Here is a 15991-nt window from a genome sequence, read left to right as displayed (position 1 = left end):
GTTTGTCCCAATGGCCTCATCGTCAAGGTCGCAACTGATGCGCGAAATGGCGGGCGGGCGTCCCGGCCTCATCACGAAGACCGGGCTCGGCACGTTCGTCGATCCGCGTCAGCAGGGCGCGCGTCAGAGTCCGTCGACGGAAGAGATGCTCGTCGAGCTGATGCATATCGACGGCGAGGAATGGCTGCGCTTCAAGCCGTTCCCGATCGATATCGCGTTCCTGCGCGGCACCACCGCCGACGAAGACGGCAACGTCACGATGGAACAGGAAGCCGTGCTCGGCGAGATGCTCGCGATGGCGCAGGCGACGCGGCGCGCGGGCGGCATCGTCGTCGTGCAGGTGAAACGCATGGCGCGGCGCGGCACGCTGCCGCCCAAGCAAGTGAAGATCCCCGGCATTCTCGTGGACTTCGTCGTCGTCGAGCCGGAGCAGCGTCAGACTTACGCGACCGATTACGATCCGAGCTACGCCGGCGAATTGCGCGTGCCGCTTTCGGAGATTCGTCCGCTGCCGTTCGGCCCGCGCAAGGTGATCGTGCGGCGCGCGGCGATGGAGCTGTATCCGCATGCCGTGTGCAATCTCGGCGCAGGCATTTCGACGGGACTCTCGACCGTCGCCGCGGAAGAAGACCTGCTCGACTCGGTGATCCTCACCAACGAGCAAGGGCTGATCGGCGGTGCGCCCATCACAGGCCGCGATTCGGGCGGCGCGCAGAACTTCGCCGCGATGATCGAGCAGCCGTCGCAATTCGACTTCTACGATGGTGGCGGTCTCGATCTCGCGTTCCTCTCGTTCGCGGAAGTCGACGCGCACGGCAACGTGAACATCAGCCGCTTCGGCGACAAGATCGTCGGCGTCGGCGGGTTCATCAACATCAGCCAGAACGCGAAGCGCGTGATCTTCAGCGGCACGCTCACCGCGGGCGGGCTCGACGTGCAATGGGAGAACGGCAAGACGCGGATCGTGCAGGAAGGCAGGCATCGCAAATTCGTGCGTTCGCTCGAACAGATCTGCTATAGCGCGCCGCTCGCGCGCGAGCGCGGCAATTCCGCGTTGTTCATCACCGAGCGCGCGGTGTTTCGTGTCGGCGATAAAGGGCTGGAGTTGATCGAAGTCGCGCCGGGCATCGATATCGAACGCGATGTCTTCGCGCAGATGGATTTCCGTCCAGCCATCGCCACCGACGTGCACGAGATGGACGCGCGCATCTTCGCGCCGCAACTCATGGGCATCAAGGATGAAACGGTGGCCCGGGAACGTAGGCATCGTTCGCAACGCATCGCCGAGTGGTACGGGAGCCGCGCATGAGTGCCGCGTCGATCACGGGGCGCACGCGCTTGTACGGCATCATCGGCGATCCGATCGCGCAGGTGCGCTCGCCCGAAGTCTATACGCGCAAGTTCGCCGACGCGGGCATCGATGCGGTGCTCGTGCCGATGCACATCGAGGCAAGCGAGATCGATGCGGTTCTGCCCGCGCTGCTGCGCCTGAAGAACCTCGACGGCCTGCTCGTGACGTCGCCGTTCAAGACACGTGCGCTCGCCATCGCCGATGAAGTGCATTCGCGCGGACGGCGCATCGGCGCGGCGAACGCTTTGCGTCGCGATGACGAAGGCCGCTGGCACGCCGACATGTTCGACGGCGAAGGTTTCGTGCGCGGCCTGCTCGCGAAGGGCCACGACGTGAAAGCGAAGCGCGCGCTCGTGCTCGGATGCGGCGGCGCGGGCGCGGCGATCGCGGTATCGCTCGCGGATGCAGGCGTCGCGCACATCACGCTCTGCGATATCGATCGCGCGAAGTCTGCAACGACGTGTCCGAGCGCGCGTTCCAGCTCGAACACGGCGGTCAATGGGTGAAAGGCAAGATGGCGCCCACCTTCGGTCCGCTCGGTCCGTGGCTCGTCACGCCCGATGAACTCGGCGACGTGCAGAATCTGCCGCTGTGGCTCGAACTGAACGGCAAGCGCATCCAGAACTCATCGACGTCCGACATGATCTTTCCGATCAGCAAGCTCGTTTCGTACATCAGCCAGTTCGTCGTGCTCGAAGCGGGCGATGTCATCACGACGGGCACGCCGCCGGGCGTCGGCCTCGGCATGAAGCCCGAGCAATACCTGAAACCGGGCGACGTGATGAAGCTATCCGTCGAAGGGCTCGGCGTTCAGGAACAGACCGTCGCGCGCTGGGACGATCAGTAACGCCGCAACCCATGCGACGCAAAAACGGCGGACATACGCGTCCGCCGTTCGCTCACGCTTCGATCAGAAGCGGTGACGCAAGCCCACGGTCGCCGAGACCTGGCTGTTCGTCGACGATGCCGACAGTCCGTTGATCGCCGCCGTGATGCCCGAATCGCCCGTATCGCTCACGTGCTGATACACGCCTTGCAGATACACGTCGGTGCGCTTGGACAGCGCGTACGCCGTTTGCAGGCTGAACTGATTCCACTTCGGATCGACGCCTTCGAGATGGCCGTCGGTGAAGGTGTACGCGCCCGACACCGACCACGCGGGCGTCAGGTTGTAGCGGCCGTTCACTTCGTAGTTGGTGAAGCGCGCGCTGCCGCCATCGAGCGTGATGCCGTTGGTCGTGCCCGATGCCGATGCGCCGATGCCCGTCGCGCCGTCGAGTCGCGTCTGCGTGAAGACGAAGCCCGCTTGCGCCGCGCCGAACGTGTAGCTCAGGCCCGCGCCGAACGTGCGCTGACGGCTTGCGCTGAACGTGGCGTCATCGCTGACTGCGCCGCTCGAATTCAGCGTCGCGCCCGCGTTGTTCAGCTGCATGTAGCTCGCCGCTACGTTCAACGGACCGTAGTTGTACGATGCGCCCACGCTATACGCGCGATTCGTCGCGAAGCCGCCCGCATCGTTCGAGAAGCCATACAGGCCGCCGAACTTGAAGCCGCCGTAGTTCAGGCTCTGGTACTTCACGGAGTTGCTGACGCGGAACGAGTTGTCGAGGTTGTCGTTGTCGAACGGGTGCGCGGCCTGCGTGCCGCCGTATTGCGTGCCCGTGAGTGCGAGCGGGCCGAGATAATCGACGACGGAATCGTACTGACGGCCGAGCGTGAGTGCGCCCGCGCGATCGCTCGACAGTCCGACGAACGCCTGACGGCCGAACTCGCGTCCGCCTTGGCCGAGCTTGCCGTTCATGATGCTGAAGCCGCTTTCGAGGGTGAAGATCGCCTTCAGGCCGCCGCCGAGATCTTCCGTTCCGCGCAGGCCCCAGCGGCTGCCGTTGACGGCGCCGCTCGTCGCCTGAACGTTATGCGCGCCGCCCTGATTGTTCGTGTAGGTGAGGCCCGCGTCGATGAGGCCATAGAGCGTCACGCTGCTTTGCGCGTGCGCCGTGCCGGCGACGGTGCCGAGCGCGGCCAGCGCGCTCAGCGTGAATAGGGATTTCTTCACTGTGGTATCTCCAAGAGAGCTTGAGGTTCTTTCCGATCGATCGGTCGACGCATCGGACGGCGGATTAAATCACGGCACATGACGTGCTTTCGTTGGACGCGAGTTACCGAATGTTGTGTAACGCGTGCGCCTGCGGAGCACAGCGAAAGAGGAATCCCTTGAGCATCAATGCGTTCGCGTGCGCGCGATGCCGCAATGCGGCGCGAATCGCGATTACCTGCGGTAATGCCTTGTGCGAATCGGAAGGACGTTGTGGTCTGCGCGCGACATCCGCGTACTGAGTAAGATGGCCGAGTGTGTCCGGATTGACATGAAGTTGAGGTCCGGATTGATGGACAATCTCGTCTTGAGGCGCGACGCCGCCCGCTCTCGAACCGGTGCAACGAAGTGAACGAATCTCAACTGCTGCTCGTGGAAGACGACCCGGAAATCAGCGAATCGCTCGCGGATTATCTGCGCGGCAAGGGCTTTCGCGTGCAGGTCGCCGGAAGCGCGGAAGCCGGACACGAACTGCTCGCGCGCGGCGGCTTCGACCTCGTGCTGCTCGACGTGATGCTGCCCGGCGAAGACGGCCTGAGCTTCTGCCGTCGGGTGCGTGCATCGGGCGGGCCGCCCATCATCATGCTGACCGCGCTGTCCGAACCGACCGACAAGGTCGTCGGCCTCGAACTCGGCGCGGACGATTACGTGTCGAAGCCGTTCGATCTGCGCGAGCTGCTCGCGCGCATCCGCGTCGTGTTGCGCCGCGGCCAGACGAACGAGGCCGCCGCGCGCGCGCCGGCAAGCGAAATCGTGATGACGTTCTCCGGCTTCACGTTCTATCCGTACCGGCGCTTTCTACGCTCGCCCGCCGGCTTGCGCGTGCCGTTGACGGGCGCCGAAACCGACTTGCTGCTCGTGCTGTGCCAGCATCCGCGGCAAGTGCTATCGCGCGAAGAACTCATCCGTCTCACGCGCGGCAAAAACTTCCCGATCGCGACGCGCTCCGTCGATCTGCTCGTGAGCCGGCTGCGCCGCAAGCTCGCGGGCGACGATCCGCTCGATGATCCGATCCGAACCGTGCGCGCCGACGGTTACGCGTTCCAGCCCGAAGTGACCGCCCAGTGATGCGCCGCCTGATGCCGCGCGTTTTCGCGACCACGCTCGGGCAGATTCTCGCGATCGTCGCGGGCTCGTCGGCGGCGACGCTGTTGCTCTTCATCGTGTTGCTGTTCTATCCCGGCGCGCCGCCGAGCCCGCCGTGGCCGTGGCAGACGTCGTATCGCATCGTCGCGCTGGTGGACATGCTGAGCGCGACGCCCGACGCGGACCGCGTGCGCGTGCTGGCCGCCGCCGGTCGCGCGCGCATGACGGCGAAGCTCGTCGACGATGCCGTCATCTGCAAAGGCTCGACGCTCGACACGCACGATCTCGAAGCCGCGCTCAGAGCGGAACTGCACGCGGGCGCGGCGCTGACGGTGCGAACGTGCGATGCGCGTCAGCCGACGCAGAATCTTCAAGTGCTGATTCCCCTCGGCCAGCGCACGCTGGAGATTCGCACCGACCGCAACGAACGCGAGCCCGATCGCTTCACGATTCCGTTCTTCGGCGCGCTCGCGTTTCTGTGCGTGGGCGTCGCGGGATTGTCGGCGTGGGCGGTGTCGCGCGTGATTCGCCCGTTGCGGCGATTGTCCGAGAAAGCCGATGCGTTCGGCCGCGACATCACCGTTGCGCCGATCGATGAAGAAGGACCGCTCGAAATCCGCCGCGCCGCGCATGCGTTCAACCGTATGCAGGAACGCATCGCGCGCTCGATGCAAAGCCGCACGCGCATGCTCGCCGCGATCAGCCACGATCTGCGCACGCCGCTCACGCGCATGCGCCTGCAGCTCGACGCCGAGAAGAAAGAGATCGAGCGCGCCAAGCTGCTGCGCGACATCGATCTGATGCAGACAATGGTGAGTTCCGCCCTCGCATTCCTCACGAGCGATGCGGGCGCGGAGAAAAAAGAGTGGCTCGATCTCGGCGCGCTGCTCGGCACGCTATGCGACGAATACGCGGAGTCGGGCGCGGCGATCCGCTACGACGGGCCGGATCAGATTCCGTTCTTCTGCAAGCCGGATGCGATCCAGCGCGTGCTCACGAATCTCATCGACAACGCCATTCACTTCGGCACGGAGATCGTCGTGACGGCGGCGCTCGATGCAGGCAACGTGGTGATCGACGTGACCGACGACGGGCCGGGCATTCCCGCCGATCGCCTTCAGGACGTGATCGAGCCGTTCGTGCGCCTGGACCCGGCGCGCGCGCAGCGGCCCGGCAGCGTGGGCCTCGGGCTGTCGATCGTCGATGACATCGTGCGTTCGCACGGCGGCACGCTCGCGCTCATCAATCGCGAGCCTTCGGGCCTGGTCGCGCGCGTGACGATGCCCGCATCGAACTGAACGTTCGCTCAGATTTCGAGCTTGTATCCGACGCCGTAGACCGAGACGATGATCTCGCCCTCGGGCCGGACGTCCTGCAGCTTGCGGCGCAGATTCTTGATGTGGCTGTCGATCGTGCGATCCGTCACCACGCGATGATCCGCGTAGACGTTATCGAGCAGAAACGAGCGCGGCAGTATTCGGCCCATCGACACATGCAGCAGATGCAGCAATCGGAACTCGATCGGCGTGAGGCGCAGTTCGTGGCCGTCGAGCGTCACGCGATGAAACTGCGGATCGATTTGCAGCGCACTGGCCGCCGCGCCGCTCGCGGTTGCGTTCGCGCCGCCCGCGCGACGCAAGATCGCCTTCACGCGCGCGACCACTTCACGCGGGCTGAACGGCTTGCACACGTAGTCGTCCGCGCCGGTTTCGAGTCCGAGCAGACGATCGATCTCGTCGATGCGCGCCGTCAGGATGATGACCGGCAGCTCCGAAAACGTCCGCAATTCGCGGCAGATATCGAGTCCGCCGCGGCCCGGCAACATCAGGTCGAGCAGCATCAGCGAAGGCGGCGTTTGACGCACGAACGGGATGACCTGCGCGCCATCGGCGAGCGTCGTCACGATGTAACCCGCGACGCGCAGATAGTCGGCGAGCACGGCGGCCAGCTTCGGCTCGTCCTCGACGATCAGGACATGGGCGGGAGAAGTTACGGGCATCGCTTACTCGCGGTGGGAAGGAAAGCGCGCGGTGATCGACACGCCGCCGTGCGCCGAATCGTCCGCGCGGATGCTGCCGCCATGCGCCGTGACGATCGCCTTGCATAGCGAGAGCCCGAGTCCCGCGCCGCCGCTTTGCCGGCTGCGCGATTCGTCGACGCGATAGAAACGGTCGAAGAGATGCGGCAGCGCGGACGTCGGCACGCCCGGCGACGAGTCCTGCACGTTGAGCGTCCAGTCGTCGGGTGCGCCCGCGAGCGCGACGCGCACGCGCCCGTTCGGATCCGTGTAGCGCAGGGAATTCTGCAGCAGGTTCTTCAGCAATTGCACGAAACGCGCGGCGTCGACATCGACATCGGCGGAGGCGAGCGCATCGCTGCATTCGACATCGATGGCGAGCCGCTTCGCGCGGAACGACTGACGCATCGCATCGACGGACGCGCGCGTGAGCGCGTTCACCTGCGCGGGCGCCTTGCGATAGCGCAGCATGCCGACATCGCTCAGCGACAGGTCGTACAGGTCTTCGATGAGCTTGTTCAGCGCCGCGACTTCCGTCTGCAGCGAGGCGAGCGATGCGGCATCGAATACATGCACGCCGTCTTCGATCGCTTCGAGTTCGCTGCGCAGCACGGCGAGCGGCGTGCGCAATTCGTGCGACACGTCCGCGATGAACTCGCGCCGGCAACGTTCCGCGCGCTCCAGCGAATCGGCGAGCGAGTTGAAGTCCGATGCGAGCTTGTCGAGCTCGTCGCGATTCTTCGCGGGCACGCGAATCGAATAGTCACCGCTCGCGAGCCGATGCGTCGCGGCCATCACGCGGCGCACCGGCACGAGCACGAGGCGCGCGAGCACCATCGCGACGACGGCGGCGAGTATCACGGCGACGCCGCCGATCTGCCAGGTCGCGCGCATCTGCTGCGCCTGAAACGCGATGTCGGCGGCGTCGGTGAGCGGCGTCGGCCCGGCGGTTGCGAGCCAGCCGACGACCTTGCCATGCACGCGCACGGGCGACGCGGGCGCATCCGGCGGCGGCGGCTCGTTGGTGGATGCGACGAGCGCGCGATCCGCATCGAAGAGCGCGGCAGGCGGACGTTCCCGTCTATGCCCGCGCACGCGATCCGCCGATTCGATTTCGGGCGCTGTATTCAGCGAATCGCGCAGAGGTGCGGATTCGGGCGGCGCGAAAGGCGACGGGTTCGGCAACGCGTTCGAAGGACGCATGCCCCAGTGCGGGCCGTGCCACGGCTCGCCGAGCGGCCCGAGGATGCGCGCCACGCTGCCGCTGCCCGGAAAGCTGCGCCACGCGCTCGGCACGGTCGCGCGCATGTCTTCGATCTCGCGCCGCACGAACTGCTCCTGTGCGTCGTCGAGCAGCGCGAGCCATGCGTCGTCGTTGCCGCGCAGGAACGCCCAGTTGCCGTGCGCGGCGTACTCGCTCGCGACCTTCGCCATCACGGCGCGTTCGCGCCCCGCATCGCGTTCGCGCACGTAATGCAGAAAGCCGTTCTCGAAGCTGACGCGCACGGCGTAGCCCATCGTCAACGTGATGACGAGACACGCGACCAGCACGAGCAGAAAGATCTTCGAGGCGATGCCAAAACGAAACTTCAATGAGGAACCCTTCGCGTGGCAGGCGGATTGAATGACGGCCGATTCTAGTTGATGCGGCCTTCGTCACGCAGTTTCCTCGCGAATCTCCACGACTTCTCCACTTTTTCTCCATGCTGGATGCGGCATTGATCGCTAACGTCGCTGGCAATCTCAAGGGAAAACCACGGAGTTACGCCATGCCACGCACCGAACGAAAGGAGGCCGATATGAAGCGCCCATCCTGGCCCGGACGAAGTTCCGCCGATGTAGCGCAGATCGCCGACGAACCCGCGACGAAACTGCGCGGCTGCCGCCTTTCCGCGCCGATCGTGCAGCCGTGGGGCGCGTCCTGCCGTGTCGTCGAATGGATCAACTTTCGCGGCGAACGCTCGTTCATCGCGGTGCATGTGAGCGCGACGGAACCGGAAATCCGCGAGCGCATGCGCCTGCACGCCAACGGCGAACGTCACGTCGCGCTCGATGCGGCCGCGCTCGGCCGTCCGAAGCTGCGGAGGGCGTAACGATGATGTCCGGTACGCACGAGCCGCATCGCATCGTCATCGTCGAGCCGGATGACGGCGTTCGGCAAAAACTGCGCGCATTTCTTTCGAGCTATTACCCGGCGATGCGAACGATCTCGAATGCAGAGACGCTCGCCGTCGAGATCGAGCACACGAAGCCTTCGCTGATCCTGCTCAGCAACGAACTGACCGACACGCCCACGGCAGCCGTGCTCTGCGATCTGCGCACGCTGCATCCGGATATCGCGGTGCTCGTCATCGGCGCGCCGCACGGCTGGATGGACGCCATCACCTGTCTCGATCTCGGCGCCGACGACTTCGTGCAACTGCCCTGCAACGAGCGCGAGATTCTTTCGCGGATGCGCAATCTGTTGCGTCATCGCGCGGGGCGTGCATTGCCGGTCACGCCCGGCAACGGCAAGCTGCGCCTCGGCGACTTCGTGCTCGATCCGGCGAAGCGCACGCTGAAGCGCAAGCGCGTGGCCATCGACGTACACGACAGGCTCCTCGAACTGCTCGCGTTGTTCGCGCGCAATCCGATGACGGTGATGTCGCGCCTGCGCCTCACCCGTCAGTTGAGCGAGCAGGGCTGCGCGCTGTCCGAGCGCTCGGTCGATGCGCTCGTGTGCCGTTTGCGACAGATCGTCGAGGACGATCCCGCAGAGCCGCGCCTCATTCAGACGATACGCGGGCGCGGCTACGCCTTCAGTCCGAATGGCGCGAAGCTCGGCGCGGTCATGCCCGCTCATGCGTAGATCGCCGAACCGGGACGGGCCGGGCTCTTCGCCGGAGATTCACGTAAAGAGCCTTAAAACGCGGTGCCGATCTGAAACTGGAACTTCTGATACGTGTCTCCGCTGTGATGCACGATCGGGAAACCGAGGCTCAGCTTCAGCGGGCCGATCGGCGAAATCCATTCGAGGCCCATGCCGTAGCTGTAGCGCAGGCCGTTCGATCCCGTGCTGTTGCCTTCGTCGCCCCAGACGTTGCCGCCATCGACGAAGGTGAACACGCGCAAGGTGCGGTCGTAGCCGGTGCCCGGCAACGGAAACGTCATCTCGATGTTGGCGACGACCATCTTCGAGCCGCCGATCGGATCGTTCGTCGTCTTGTCGCGCGGACCGAGCGAGCTCGACTCGTAGCCGCGCACGGAACCGATGCCGCCCGCGTAGTAATTCTTGAAGATCGGATACGACTTGCCGCCCAGACCCGAGCCATAGCCCGCCTGAAGGTTCACGCCGAACACGAAGCCGCGCGAGAACGAGTGGTAATACTGCGCGGTGAAATCGGTCTTGTAGTACTCGGTGTTGCCGAGCGGCGTGCCCACTTCCGCGTTGGCCTGCAAATAATAGCCGCGGCTCGGCACCAGCGCGCTGTCGCGATGGTCGCGCTTCCAGCTCGCCGTGAGCGGCACGTTGTTCACCACACGGCCGAACTCGCTCACGTAGTCCAGATACGATTGCGGCGTATCCGAATCGGTATTGAAGCGATCCTGCTCGACGCCCGCGCCGAAGTACACCATGTCCGACTCGGAGAACGGAATGCCGAACTTCGTGTCGACGCCCATGCTCACGATACGAAAGCTCGAATCGCTCGAATAGTAGAGCGGATACGTCGTCCGGTAATACGCATCGGTGATGCGCTGAATGCCGTCGACGGTGAAGTACGGGTCCGTCTGCGTGATGCTCAGCGTGCGATACGTCTTCGCCGTATTGACGTTCACGCCGAGACTCGTGCCCGAGCCGAACACGTTGTCCTGCGTGACGCCGGCGGACAGCACGACCTTGTCCGTCGATGAAAAGCCCGCGCCGAGCGTGATCGCCCCTGTCGGTTTCTCTGTCACTTTCATCTGCACGTCGACCTGATCCGGATCGCCTTCGATGGGCACGGTCGTCACATCGACATCGGTGAAATAGCCGAGACGGCTGATGCGGTCTTTCGAGAGCTTGAGCGCCTGACTGTCGAACCATGCGCTTTCGAACTGGCGCATTTCACGGCGCACGACTTCATCGCGCGTGCGCGTATTGCCGATCACTTCGACGCGGCGCACATACACGCGCTTGCCCGGATCGACCTGCAACGTGAGCGCGACCGTGTGATGCGCCTGATCGATGTCCGGCTGCGCGTTCACGCTCGCGAAGGCGTAGCCGTATCCGCCGAGCCTGTCGACGAGCGTCTGCGTCACTTGCTGCAGCTTGTTAGCCGAGAACAGCTCGCCCGGCTCGATGCTCACGAGCCGCGCCAATTCCGCATCGCGCCCGAGCAGATTGCCCGCGAGCTTCACGCTCGTGATGGTGTAAGGCTTGCCTTCGTGCAGCATGATCGTCAGATACATGTCCTTCTTGTCGGGCGAGATCGAAACCTGCGTCGATTCCACGCTGAATTCGAGGTAGCCGCGATCGAGATAGAACGAGCGCAGGTTTTGCAGATCGCCGGTGAGCTTCTCCTTCTGATAAAGATCGTTCTTCGTGTACCAGGAAAACCAGTTGGGCGTGGAGAGCTGCATCTCGTCGTGCAGCGTCTTTTCATCGAATGCGGTGTTGCCGAGGAAATTGATCTGCCTGATCTTCGCGCTCGGTCCTTCGGCGACCGAGAAAAGCAGTTGCACGCGGCCGCGATCGAGCGGCGTCACCGTGGTCGTGACTTCGGCGGCGTAAAAGCCGCGCATCAGATATTGGCGCTTGAGTTCCTGTTCCGCGCGGTTCGCGAGCGCCTTGTTGTAGGTCTGACCCGGCGCGAGTCCGACCGCTTTCAACGCCTTCGACAAATTGTCCTTGTCGAATTCATGCACGCCCGCGAACTGAACGCCGGCGATGGCCGCCGCTTCGACGACGCGCACGACGAGCACGTCGCCTTCGGTCGACACGCTCACGTCGGTGAAGAGGCCGGTGTCGTAGAGCGCGCGGATCGCATCGGTGGCTCCCGCCTCGGTGAAGGTGTCGCCGCGCCGTATCTTGAGATTGGCGAAGACCGTCGACGGATCGACGCGGCTCACGCCTTCCACGCGAATGTCGCGCACGATGAAGCTGCTGCCGGCATGCGCGTGCGCGCTGACGAGGGCGCCCGCCGCGACTGCGAGCGAGCGATAGATGTGATGCTTCATGCGGGAATCGGGAAAAGTGGAGAGAGCGGCGCGGGCTTACTGGATCGGTGCATCGCCGATGGCAGGCAGGGACTGGCCGGTCGCCGCGCCGATGACTTCATGGATCTGCAGCGCGCTTTCGCGGCGTATGCGAAAGGAGAGCTGCGCGCCGCCCTGAAGGACGAAGGAGAGAATCAGCGCGCCGGTGCCATCCGCATCGAGCGCGACTTCCCAGCCTGCGCAATGCATCGTGAATTTGGCCGCGCGATTTTTCTTGCGGATTCTTTCCGAGCACGCGATGGCGTGCGCGAGCGCGGCGATCAACTCGTGCATGACGGAGCAATGCAATGCGACCGACGAGCCCGAGCGCGCGTCGACGACGAGATAGCCGCCGTCTTCGCTTAGCCGGAAGCTCGCGAGCGAATCGATGGTGAGAGCCGGGCGCATGTGCGTTCGAAGCGGGTTATCGAAAGCGCACAGTCTATGAAGGCACGACGCGCATTGGGTTACGCGCCTCTTACCGGATGTTGCCCGGGATGCGGCCAAGAAAGCGGCGCATTCAATCGAATGCTTTCCTATAACCACATCATGAAATGCGCGTGATTTTTTAGGCGCTGCGGTCCGATATTTGCTCGATAAGGGCTAGGCTATCCGAATGCCTGATTTACATCGCATGTCTGGAAAAACGTGCATTGCGTGGCCGTCGAAAGCGGCGCGGCAAGGCAGCGCTCGAACGGTCGGGCGTTTCTCCGGGCGTTCGGACCTTGCATCAGCAGATGTGCTTTTAAACGAAGGACATCATGTACTCCATGAGCGGTTTTTTTGTCGAGATCATTCCAGAACACGTACCGGATGATGGCTGGACCGCGATCGCACAGTTCTCGCGCCAGCGAGATTATCGAAAGCACGACGAAGTGCCCAAAGCGACCTTTCCGACCAACGTGGCGTATGGAACACGGAGCGCCGCCGAGCGCGCCGCCACGCAATGGGCACGCGAATTCGTCACGTCTTCGAGCGAAGTTCTCGAATCGTCCTTGCGGCTGGAAGAGGCGGCGCGCAAGGCTCATTGAAGGCAATTGCCTGCAAACGTACTGGGTCGAGTCTTTTCGATCTCAATCCACTATGACAAGATGGATAGGCAGACTCTCTCGAGGATCGACCTCACGCTCACGCAATTCGAGCGTAGAGTTTCCGAACAGGAATAGCGTCAGATTCGTCTACGACAGATCGGTTGCAATAGTAAAGCGTGCATGGCATTGCTTCACGAATTGCAAAACAGCCTGAGATGCCTCCGGCGATATCGATTCGCTGTCGGACAAGACCTTCGGGCGCCCCGATGATGACGTGGGTTCATGCTGGATTCAGGCCCCTTGACGCTTCCCATTCGGTCCGTCATCGCGGTCCCGGGCGCACGGGTTGCTGATCGACACACCAGTGCTGACCACTCCCTGTTGCAGGAAGAACGCCATGAATCGCAAATTACGATCGGGAATGATCCACACGCTCGCGTGCGTCTCGCTGTCGGGCGTCACGCTCGCAAACGCCCAGCAAAACGGTGCGCCGCCAGGCCATTCCACATCGGGAAACCAGGCATCCGGGAAATCCGCGGGTGTCGCCGGCGGCGCGGGCGCCGCGGGCCAGTCGGGCACGGACCCGGCCACGCTTAGCCGCATGGAAGAAGAGCGCGTGCAGAAGAACAACGCGCAATCCGCGACGAAGGGCGCATCGAATCCCGGCGCGGGCAAGCGCAAGGACTGGAAGGAGTGACGGCCCGCGTAACGGAGGATCAGGAGCGCGCGCGTGTGCGCAGGCGCATCGGCGCCGATCTGTGGCGCGCGGTGTGGGCCTGGCGCTATCAGACCGCCGCGGCGGTCGCGCTGATGATCGGCGCGCGGCTCGCGGTGGTCGGGGTGCCGCTGATGCTCAAGCGCGTCATCGACGAGTTCAGCCATCCCGCATCGAGCGTCGTCTTTCCGGTCTTTCTCGTCCTCGCCTACGTCCTGCTGCGCTATCTCGGCGATGTGCTCAACGAAGCGCGCGACGTCGTCTTCAGCATCGTCACGCAGCGCACGGTCGCGTCGTTCACCGAGCGCACGTTCGCGCATCTTCATGCGCTCGGCGCGCGCTTTCATGCGCGGCGCGAAACCGGCGCGGTCGTGCGCGACGTGCAGAAGGGCGCGGACGGCATCGGCTTTTTGCTCGGCACATCGCTCTTCACGATCGTGCCGGTGATGATCGAGATCGGCACGATCGTCGCGGTCATGGTGCATGCGTATTCGCTGGAATTCATGGCGATCATCGGCGCGACGTTCGTCCTGTATTCGGTGTGGACGGTCATCTTCACGCGCTTTCGCATGCGCTTCCAGCGCGCGGTGAACGGCCTCGAAGCACAATCGGACGGCCGTCTCGTCGACAGCCTGCTCAACTACGAAACGGTGAAGTTCTTCGCGAGCGAAAGCATCGAAACGCGGCGTCTTTCGAGCGTGCTGGAGCAGTGGGTGCATGCGCGCATCGCCAATCAGCGCGCGCTCACGCTGCTGCATGTCGGGCAGAGCACGATCATCACGATCGGCATTGCGGCGGTGATGTTGCGCGCGGCGCAACACGTCGTCGCTGGCACGATGAGCGTGGGCGATCTCGTGCTCGTCAACGCGTATATCGTGCAGGTGTGCAATCCGCTCAACACGCTCGGCTTCGTGTTTCGCGAGACCAACGACGCGATGGTCAACGTCGAGCGCATGTTCAACATTCTGCTGTCGCGCGGCCGCGTGCGCGAGGATGTCGATGAAGCGCACGCGAAGCCGCTCGTCGTGACGGCGGGCGAGATCGAGTTCGATCATGTCGAGTTCGGTTACGATCCGGCGCGGCAGATTCTGCGCGATGTCGATTTTCGCGCGCATCCGGGCAAGAAGCTCGCGGTCGTCGGCGGCAGCGGATCGGGCAAGTCGACGCTCGTGAAGCTGCTGTTCAGGCTCTACGAGCCGACGGCGGGCGCGATACGCATCGACGGTCAGGACATCTCGCAGGTCACGCAGAACAGCCTGCGCGCGACCATCGGCATCGTGCCGCAGGACACCGTGCTCTTCAACGACACGATCGCCTACAACATCGGCTATGGGCGTCCCGGCGCGACGCGCGCGGACATCGCGCGGGCGGCCCGCGCGGCGCAACTCGACGGTTTCATCGAGCGTCTGCCGGACGACTACGAGACGCGCGTCGGCGAGCGCGGCGTGCGGCTCTCCGGCGGCGAGCGTCAGCGCATCGCGATTGCGCGGGCGATACTCAAGAATCCGCGCATCATCGTGTTCGACGAAGCGACGTCCGCGCTCGATACGCGCTCCGAACGCGCGATCCAGAACGAGCTCGACAGGCTCGCGGAGGGCCGCACGTCGATCGTCATCGCGCACCGGCTGTCCACTGTCGTCGATGCCGACTGGATTCTCGTGATGGAGCATGGACGCATCGTCGAGCAGGGACAGCACGACGAACTGCTCGCGCGCGATGGCGTGTACGCGCGCATGTGGTCGCTGCAATGGCAGCAGGGCGAGCTGAAGCACGCGCAACGCAAGGTGTCCGCGACGGCGCTCGGACTGGATGCGCTCGTCGCAGGCGTGGTCGATGCGCTGCACGACGAGATCGTCACGCGCGGCGTGAATCTCTACACGGTCATCAGCGATCCGGGTTTGCGCGTCTCGGGCGATGCCAGCGTGCTGCAGCAGATCGTGGCCGATCTGTGCCGTTCGCACATGAGCTCGGCGGCGCGCGGCGAGCGCATCGAACTGCGCGTGTTCCGCGAAGACAATCACGCGAATCTCACGGTGATCGGTCAGCGCGCGAGTCCCGCCGATCTGTCTTCGCAGCAGATGCGGCGGCTCGAATCCGCATTGAACGAAATGGGCGGCGGCTTCACGGTGCGCTATATCGACGAGCATGTCGCGTATGTCGCGACGATGCCGCTTCGTCCCGTGCTCGACGATCCGCAAGCGTCCGAAGCCACGCATGACGATGCATTGGCCGGCATCACCGTGATGGTGCTCGACGATCAGGAAGACGCGCGCGATGCGCTCGAAGCCGTGCTCGAATCGGTGGGCGCGCGCGTCATGTCTTGCGCATCGGGCGATGAAGCGCTTGCGCGTCTGCGCGAACTGCCCGGCGCGCAGTGGCCGGACGCGCTTCTGTGCGACATCGTGCTAGTGTCGTGAGTTAGAAGTTCGTTGAATCGATTTCCCGGTCTTTCTGGAATGACGAAATGTTGATTAAAGAGCCG

General features: G+C 64.1%; 14 protein-coding genes and 1 pseudogene. 10 read left to right on the top strand and 5 right to left on the bottom strand.

The features are described 5' to 3' along the window. The first annotated feature begins 10 nt into the window (after positions 1-10). The 3 genes and pseudogenes from NCS02_RS33180 to NCS02_RS33170 form a co-directional block, all read left to right on the top strand. On the top strand, positions 11-1309 hold the full coding sequence (locus NCS02_RS33180) for an acyl CoA:acetate/3-ketoacid CoA transferase (protein WP_250520471.1): 1299 nt from the start codon (positions 11-13) through the stop codon (positions 1307-1309). Next, entirely contained in the window at positions 1306-1857 is a 552-nt protein-coding gene (locus tag NCS02_RS33175; protein WP_250520470.1) for a shikimate dehydrogenase family protein, read from the top strand. Before NCS02_RS33180 ends, NCS02_RS33175 begins: the two co-directional genes overlap by 4 nt. After that, positions 1800-2198 (top strand): annotated as a pseudogene (locus NCS02_RS33170) (fumarylacetoacetate hydrolase family protein); the annotation flags it as partial. The gene NCS02_RS33175 and the pseudogene NCS02_RS33170, both read left to right, overlap by 58 nt. 63 nt (positions 2199-2261) lie before the next feature. Here the strand turns inward: NCS02_RS33170 and NCS02_RS33165 are convergent. Then, positions 2262-3407 carry a porin gene (locus tag NCS02_RS33165; RefSeq protein WP_008345348.1) on the bottom strand — a complete coding sequence of 382 codons (1146 nt, stop codon included), beginning with the start codon at positions 3405-3407 and terminating at the stop codon, positions 2262-2264. A gap of 387 nt (positions 3408-3794) precedes the next feature. On the opposite strand from NCS02_RS33165, the gene NCS02_RS33160 reads away from it, so the two are divergent. Together NCS02_RS33160 and NCS02_RS33155 are read left to right on the top strand one after the other, a co-directional pair. Then, entirely contained in the window at positions 3795-4514 is a 720-nt protein-coding gene (locus NCS02_RS33160) for a response regulator (protein WP_008345349.1), read from the top strand. A gap of 11 nt (positions 4515-4525) precedes the next feature. Beyond that, a complete protein-coding gene (locus NCS02_RS33155; RefSeq protein ID WP_250457701.1) occupies positions 4526-5830 on the top strand; it encodes an ATP-binding protein in 1305 nt (434 codons plus the stop codon). 8 nt (positions 5831-5838) lie between these two features. On the opposite strand, the gene NCS02_RS33150 is transcribed toward NCS02_RS33155, so the two are convergent. Together NCS02_RS33150 and NCS02_RS33145 are read right to left on the bottom strand one after the other, a co-directional pair. After that, complete coding sequence (locus tag NCS02_RS33150) at positions 5839-6531, bottom strand: response regulator (protein ID WP_008345351.1); 693 nt, start codon at positions 6529-6531, stop codon at positions 5839-5841. A 3-nt stretch (positions 6532-6534) separates the two neighbouring features. Beyond that, entirely contained in the window at positions 6535-8142 is a 1608-nt protein-coding gene (locus tag NCS02_RS33145; protein ID WP_250520469.1) for an ATP-binding protein, read from the bottom strand. A gap of 206 nt (positions 8143-8348) precedes the next feature. Here NCS02_RS33145 and NCS02_RS33140 point away from each other — a divergent pair, with 206 nt between their 5' ends. Both NCS02_RS33140 and NCS02_RS33135 read left to right on the top strand, forming a co-directional pair. After that, entirely contained in the window at positions 8349-8642 is a 294-nt protein-coding gene (locus NCS02_RS33140; RefSeq protein WP_051078953.1) for a DUF2866 domain-containing protein, read from the top strand. Positions 8643-8644: 2 nt separating this feature from the next. Next, entirely contained in the window at positions 8645-9397 is a 753-nt protein-coding gene (locus NCS02_RS33135; protein WP_250437775.1) for a winged helix-turn-helix domain-containing protein, read from the top strand. A 53-nt stretch (positions 9398-9450) separates the two neighbouring features. Here the strand turns inward: NCS02_RS33135 and bamA are convergent, their stop codons facing one another. Beyond that, complete coding sequence (bamA, locus tag NCS02_RS33130) at positions 9451-11745, bottom strand: outer membrane protein assembly factor BamA (protein ID WP_250520468.1); 2295 nt, start codon at positions 11743-11745, stop codon at positions 9451-9453. Between the two features lie 36 nt (positions 11746-11781). Further along, on the bottom strand, positions 11782-12171 hold the full coding sequence (locus tag NCS02_RS33125; RefSeq protein ID WP_008345356.1) for a hypothetical protein: 390 nt from the start codon (positions 12169-12171) through the stop codon (positions 11782-11784). Positions 12172-12524: 353 nt separating this feature from the next. Here NCS02_RS33125 and NCS02_RS33120 point away from each other — a divergent pair, with 353 nt between their 5' ends. From NCS02_RS33120 to NCS02_RS33110, 3 genes are all read left to right on the top strand, one after another. Continuing rightward, positions 12525-12794, top strand: a complete 270-nt coding sequence (locus tag NCS02_RS33120) for a hypothetical protein (RefSeq protein ID WP_008345357.1) — start codon at positions 12525-12527, stop codon at positions 12792-12794. Positions 12795-13191: 397 nt separating this feature from the next. Next, positions 13192-13491, top strand: a complete 300-nt coding sequence (locus NCS02_RS33115) for a hypothetical protein (RefSeq protein ID WP_175982411.1) — start codon at positions 13192-13194, stop codon at positions 13489-13491. Next, positions 13488-15926, top strand: coding sequence for an ATP-binding cassette domain-containing protein (locus tag NCS02_RS33110; protein WP_250523623.1), 2439 nt, complete (start codon positions 13488-13490; stop codon positions 15924-15926). The genes NCS02_RS33115 and NCS02_RS33110 overlap by 4 nt, the downstream gene beginning before the upstream one ends. Positions 15927-15991 lie beyond the last annotated feature (65 nt).

This window comes from Caballeronia sp. NCF2, assembly GCF_023631205.1.
In the GTDB taxonomy this organism is placed as follows: domain Bacteria; phylum Pseudomonadota; class Gammaproteobacteria; order Burkholderiales; family Burkholderiaceae; genus Caballeronia; species Caballeronia zhejiangensis.
Note: the sequence above shows the minus strand (reverse complement) of the source record. Positions and strands in the feature narration are given on the sequence as shown.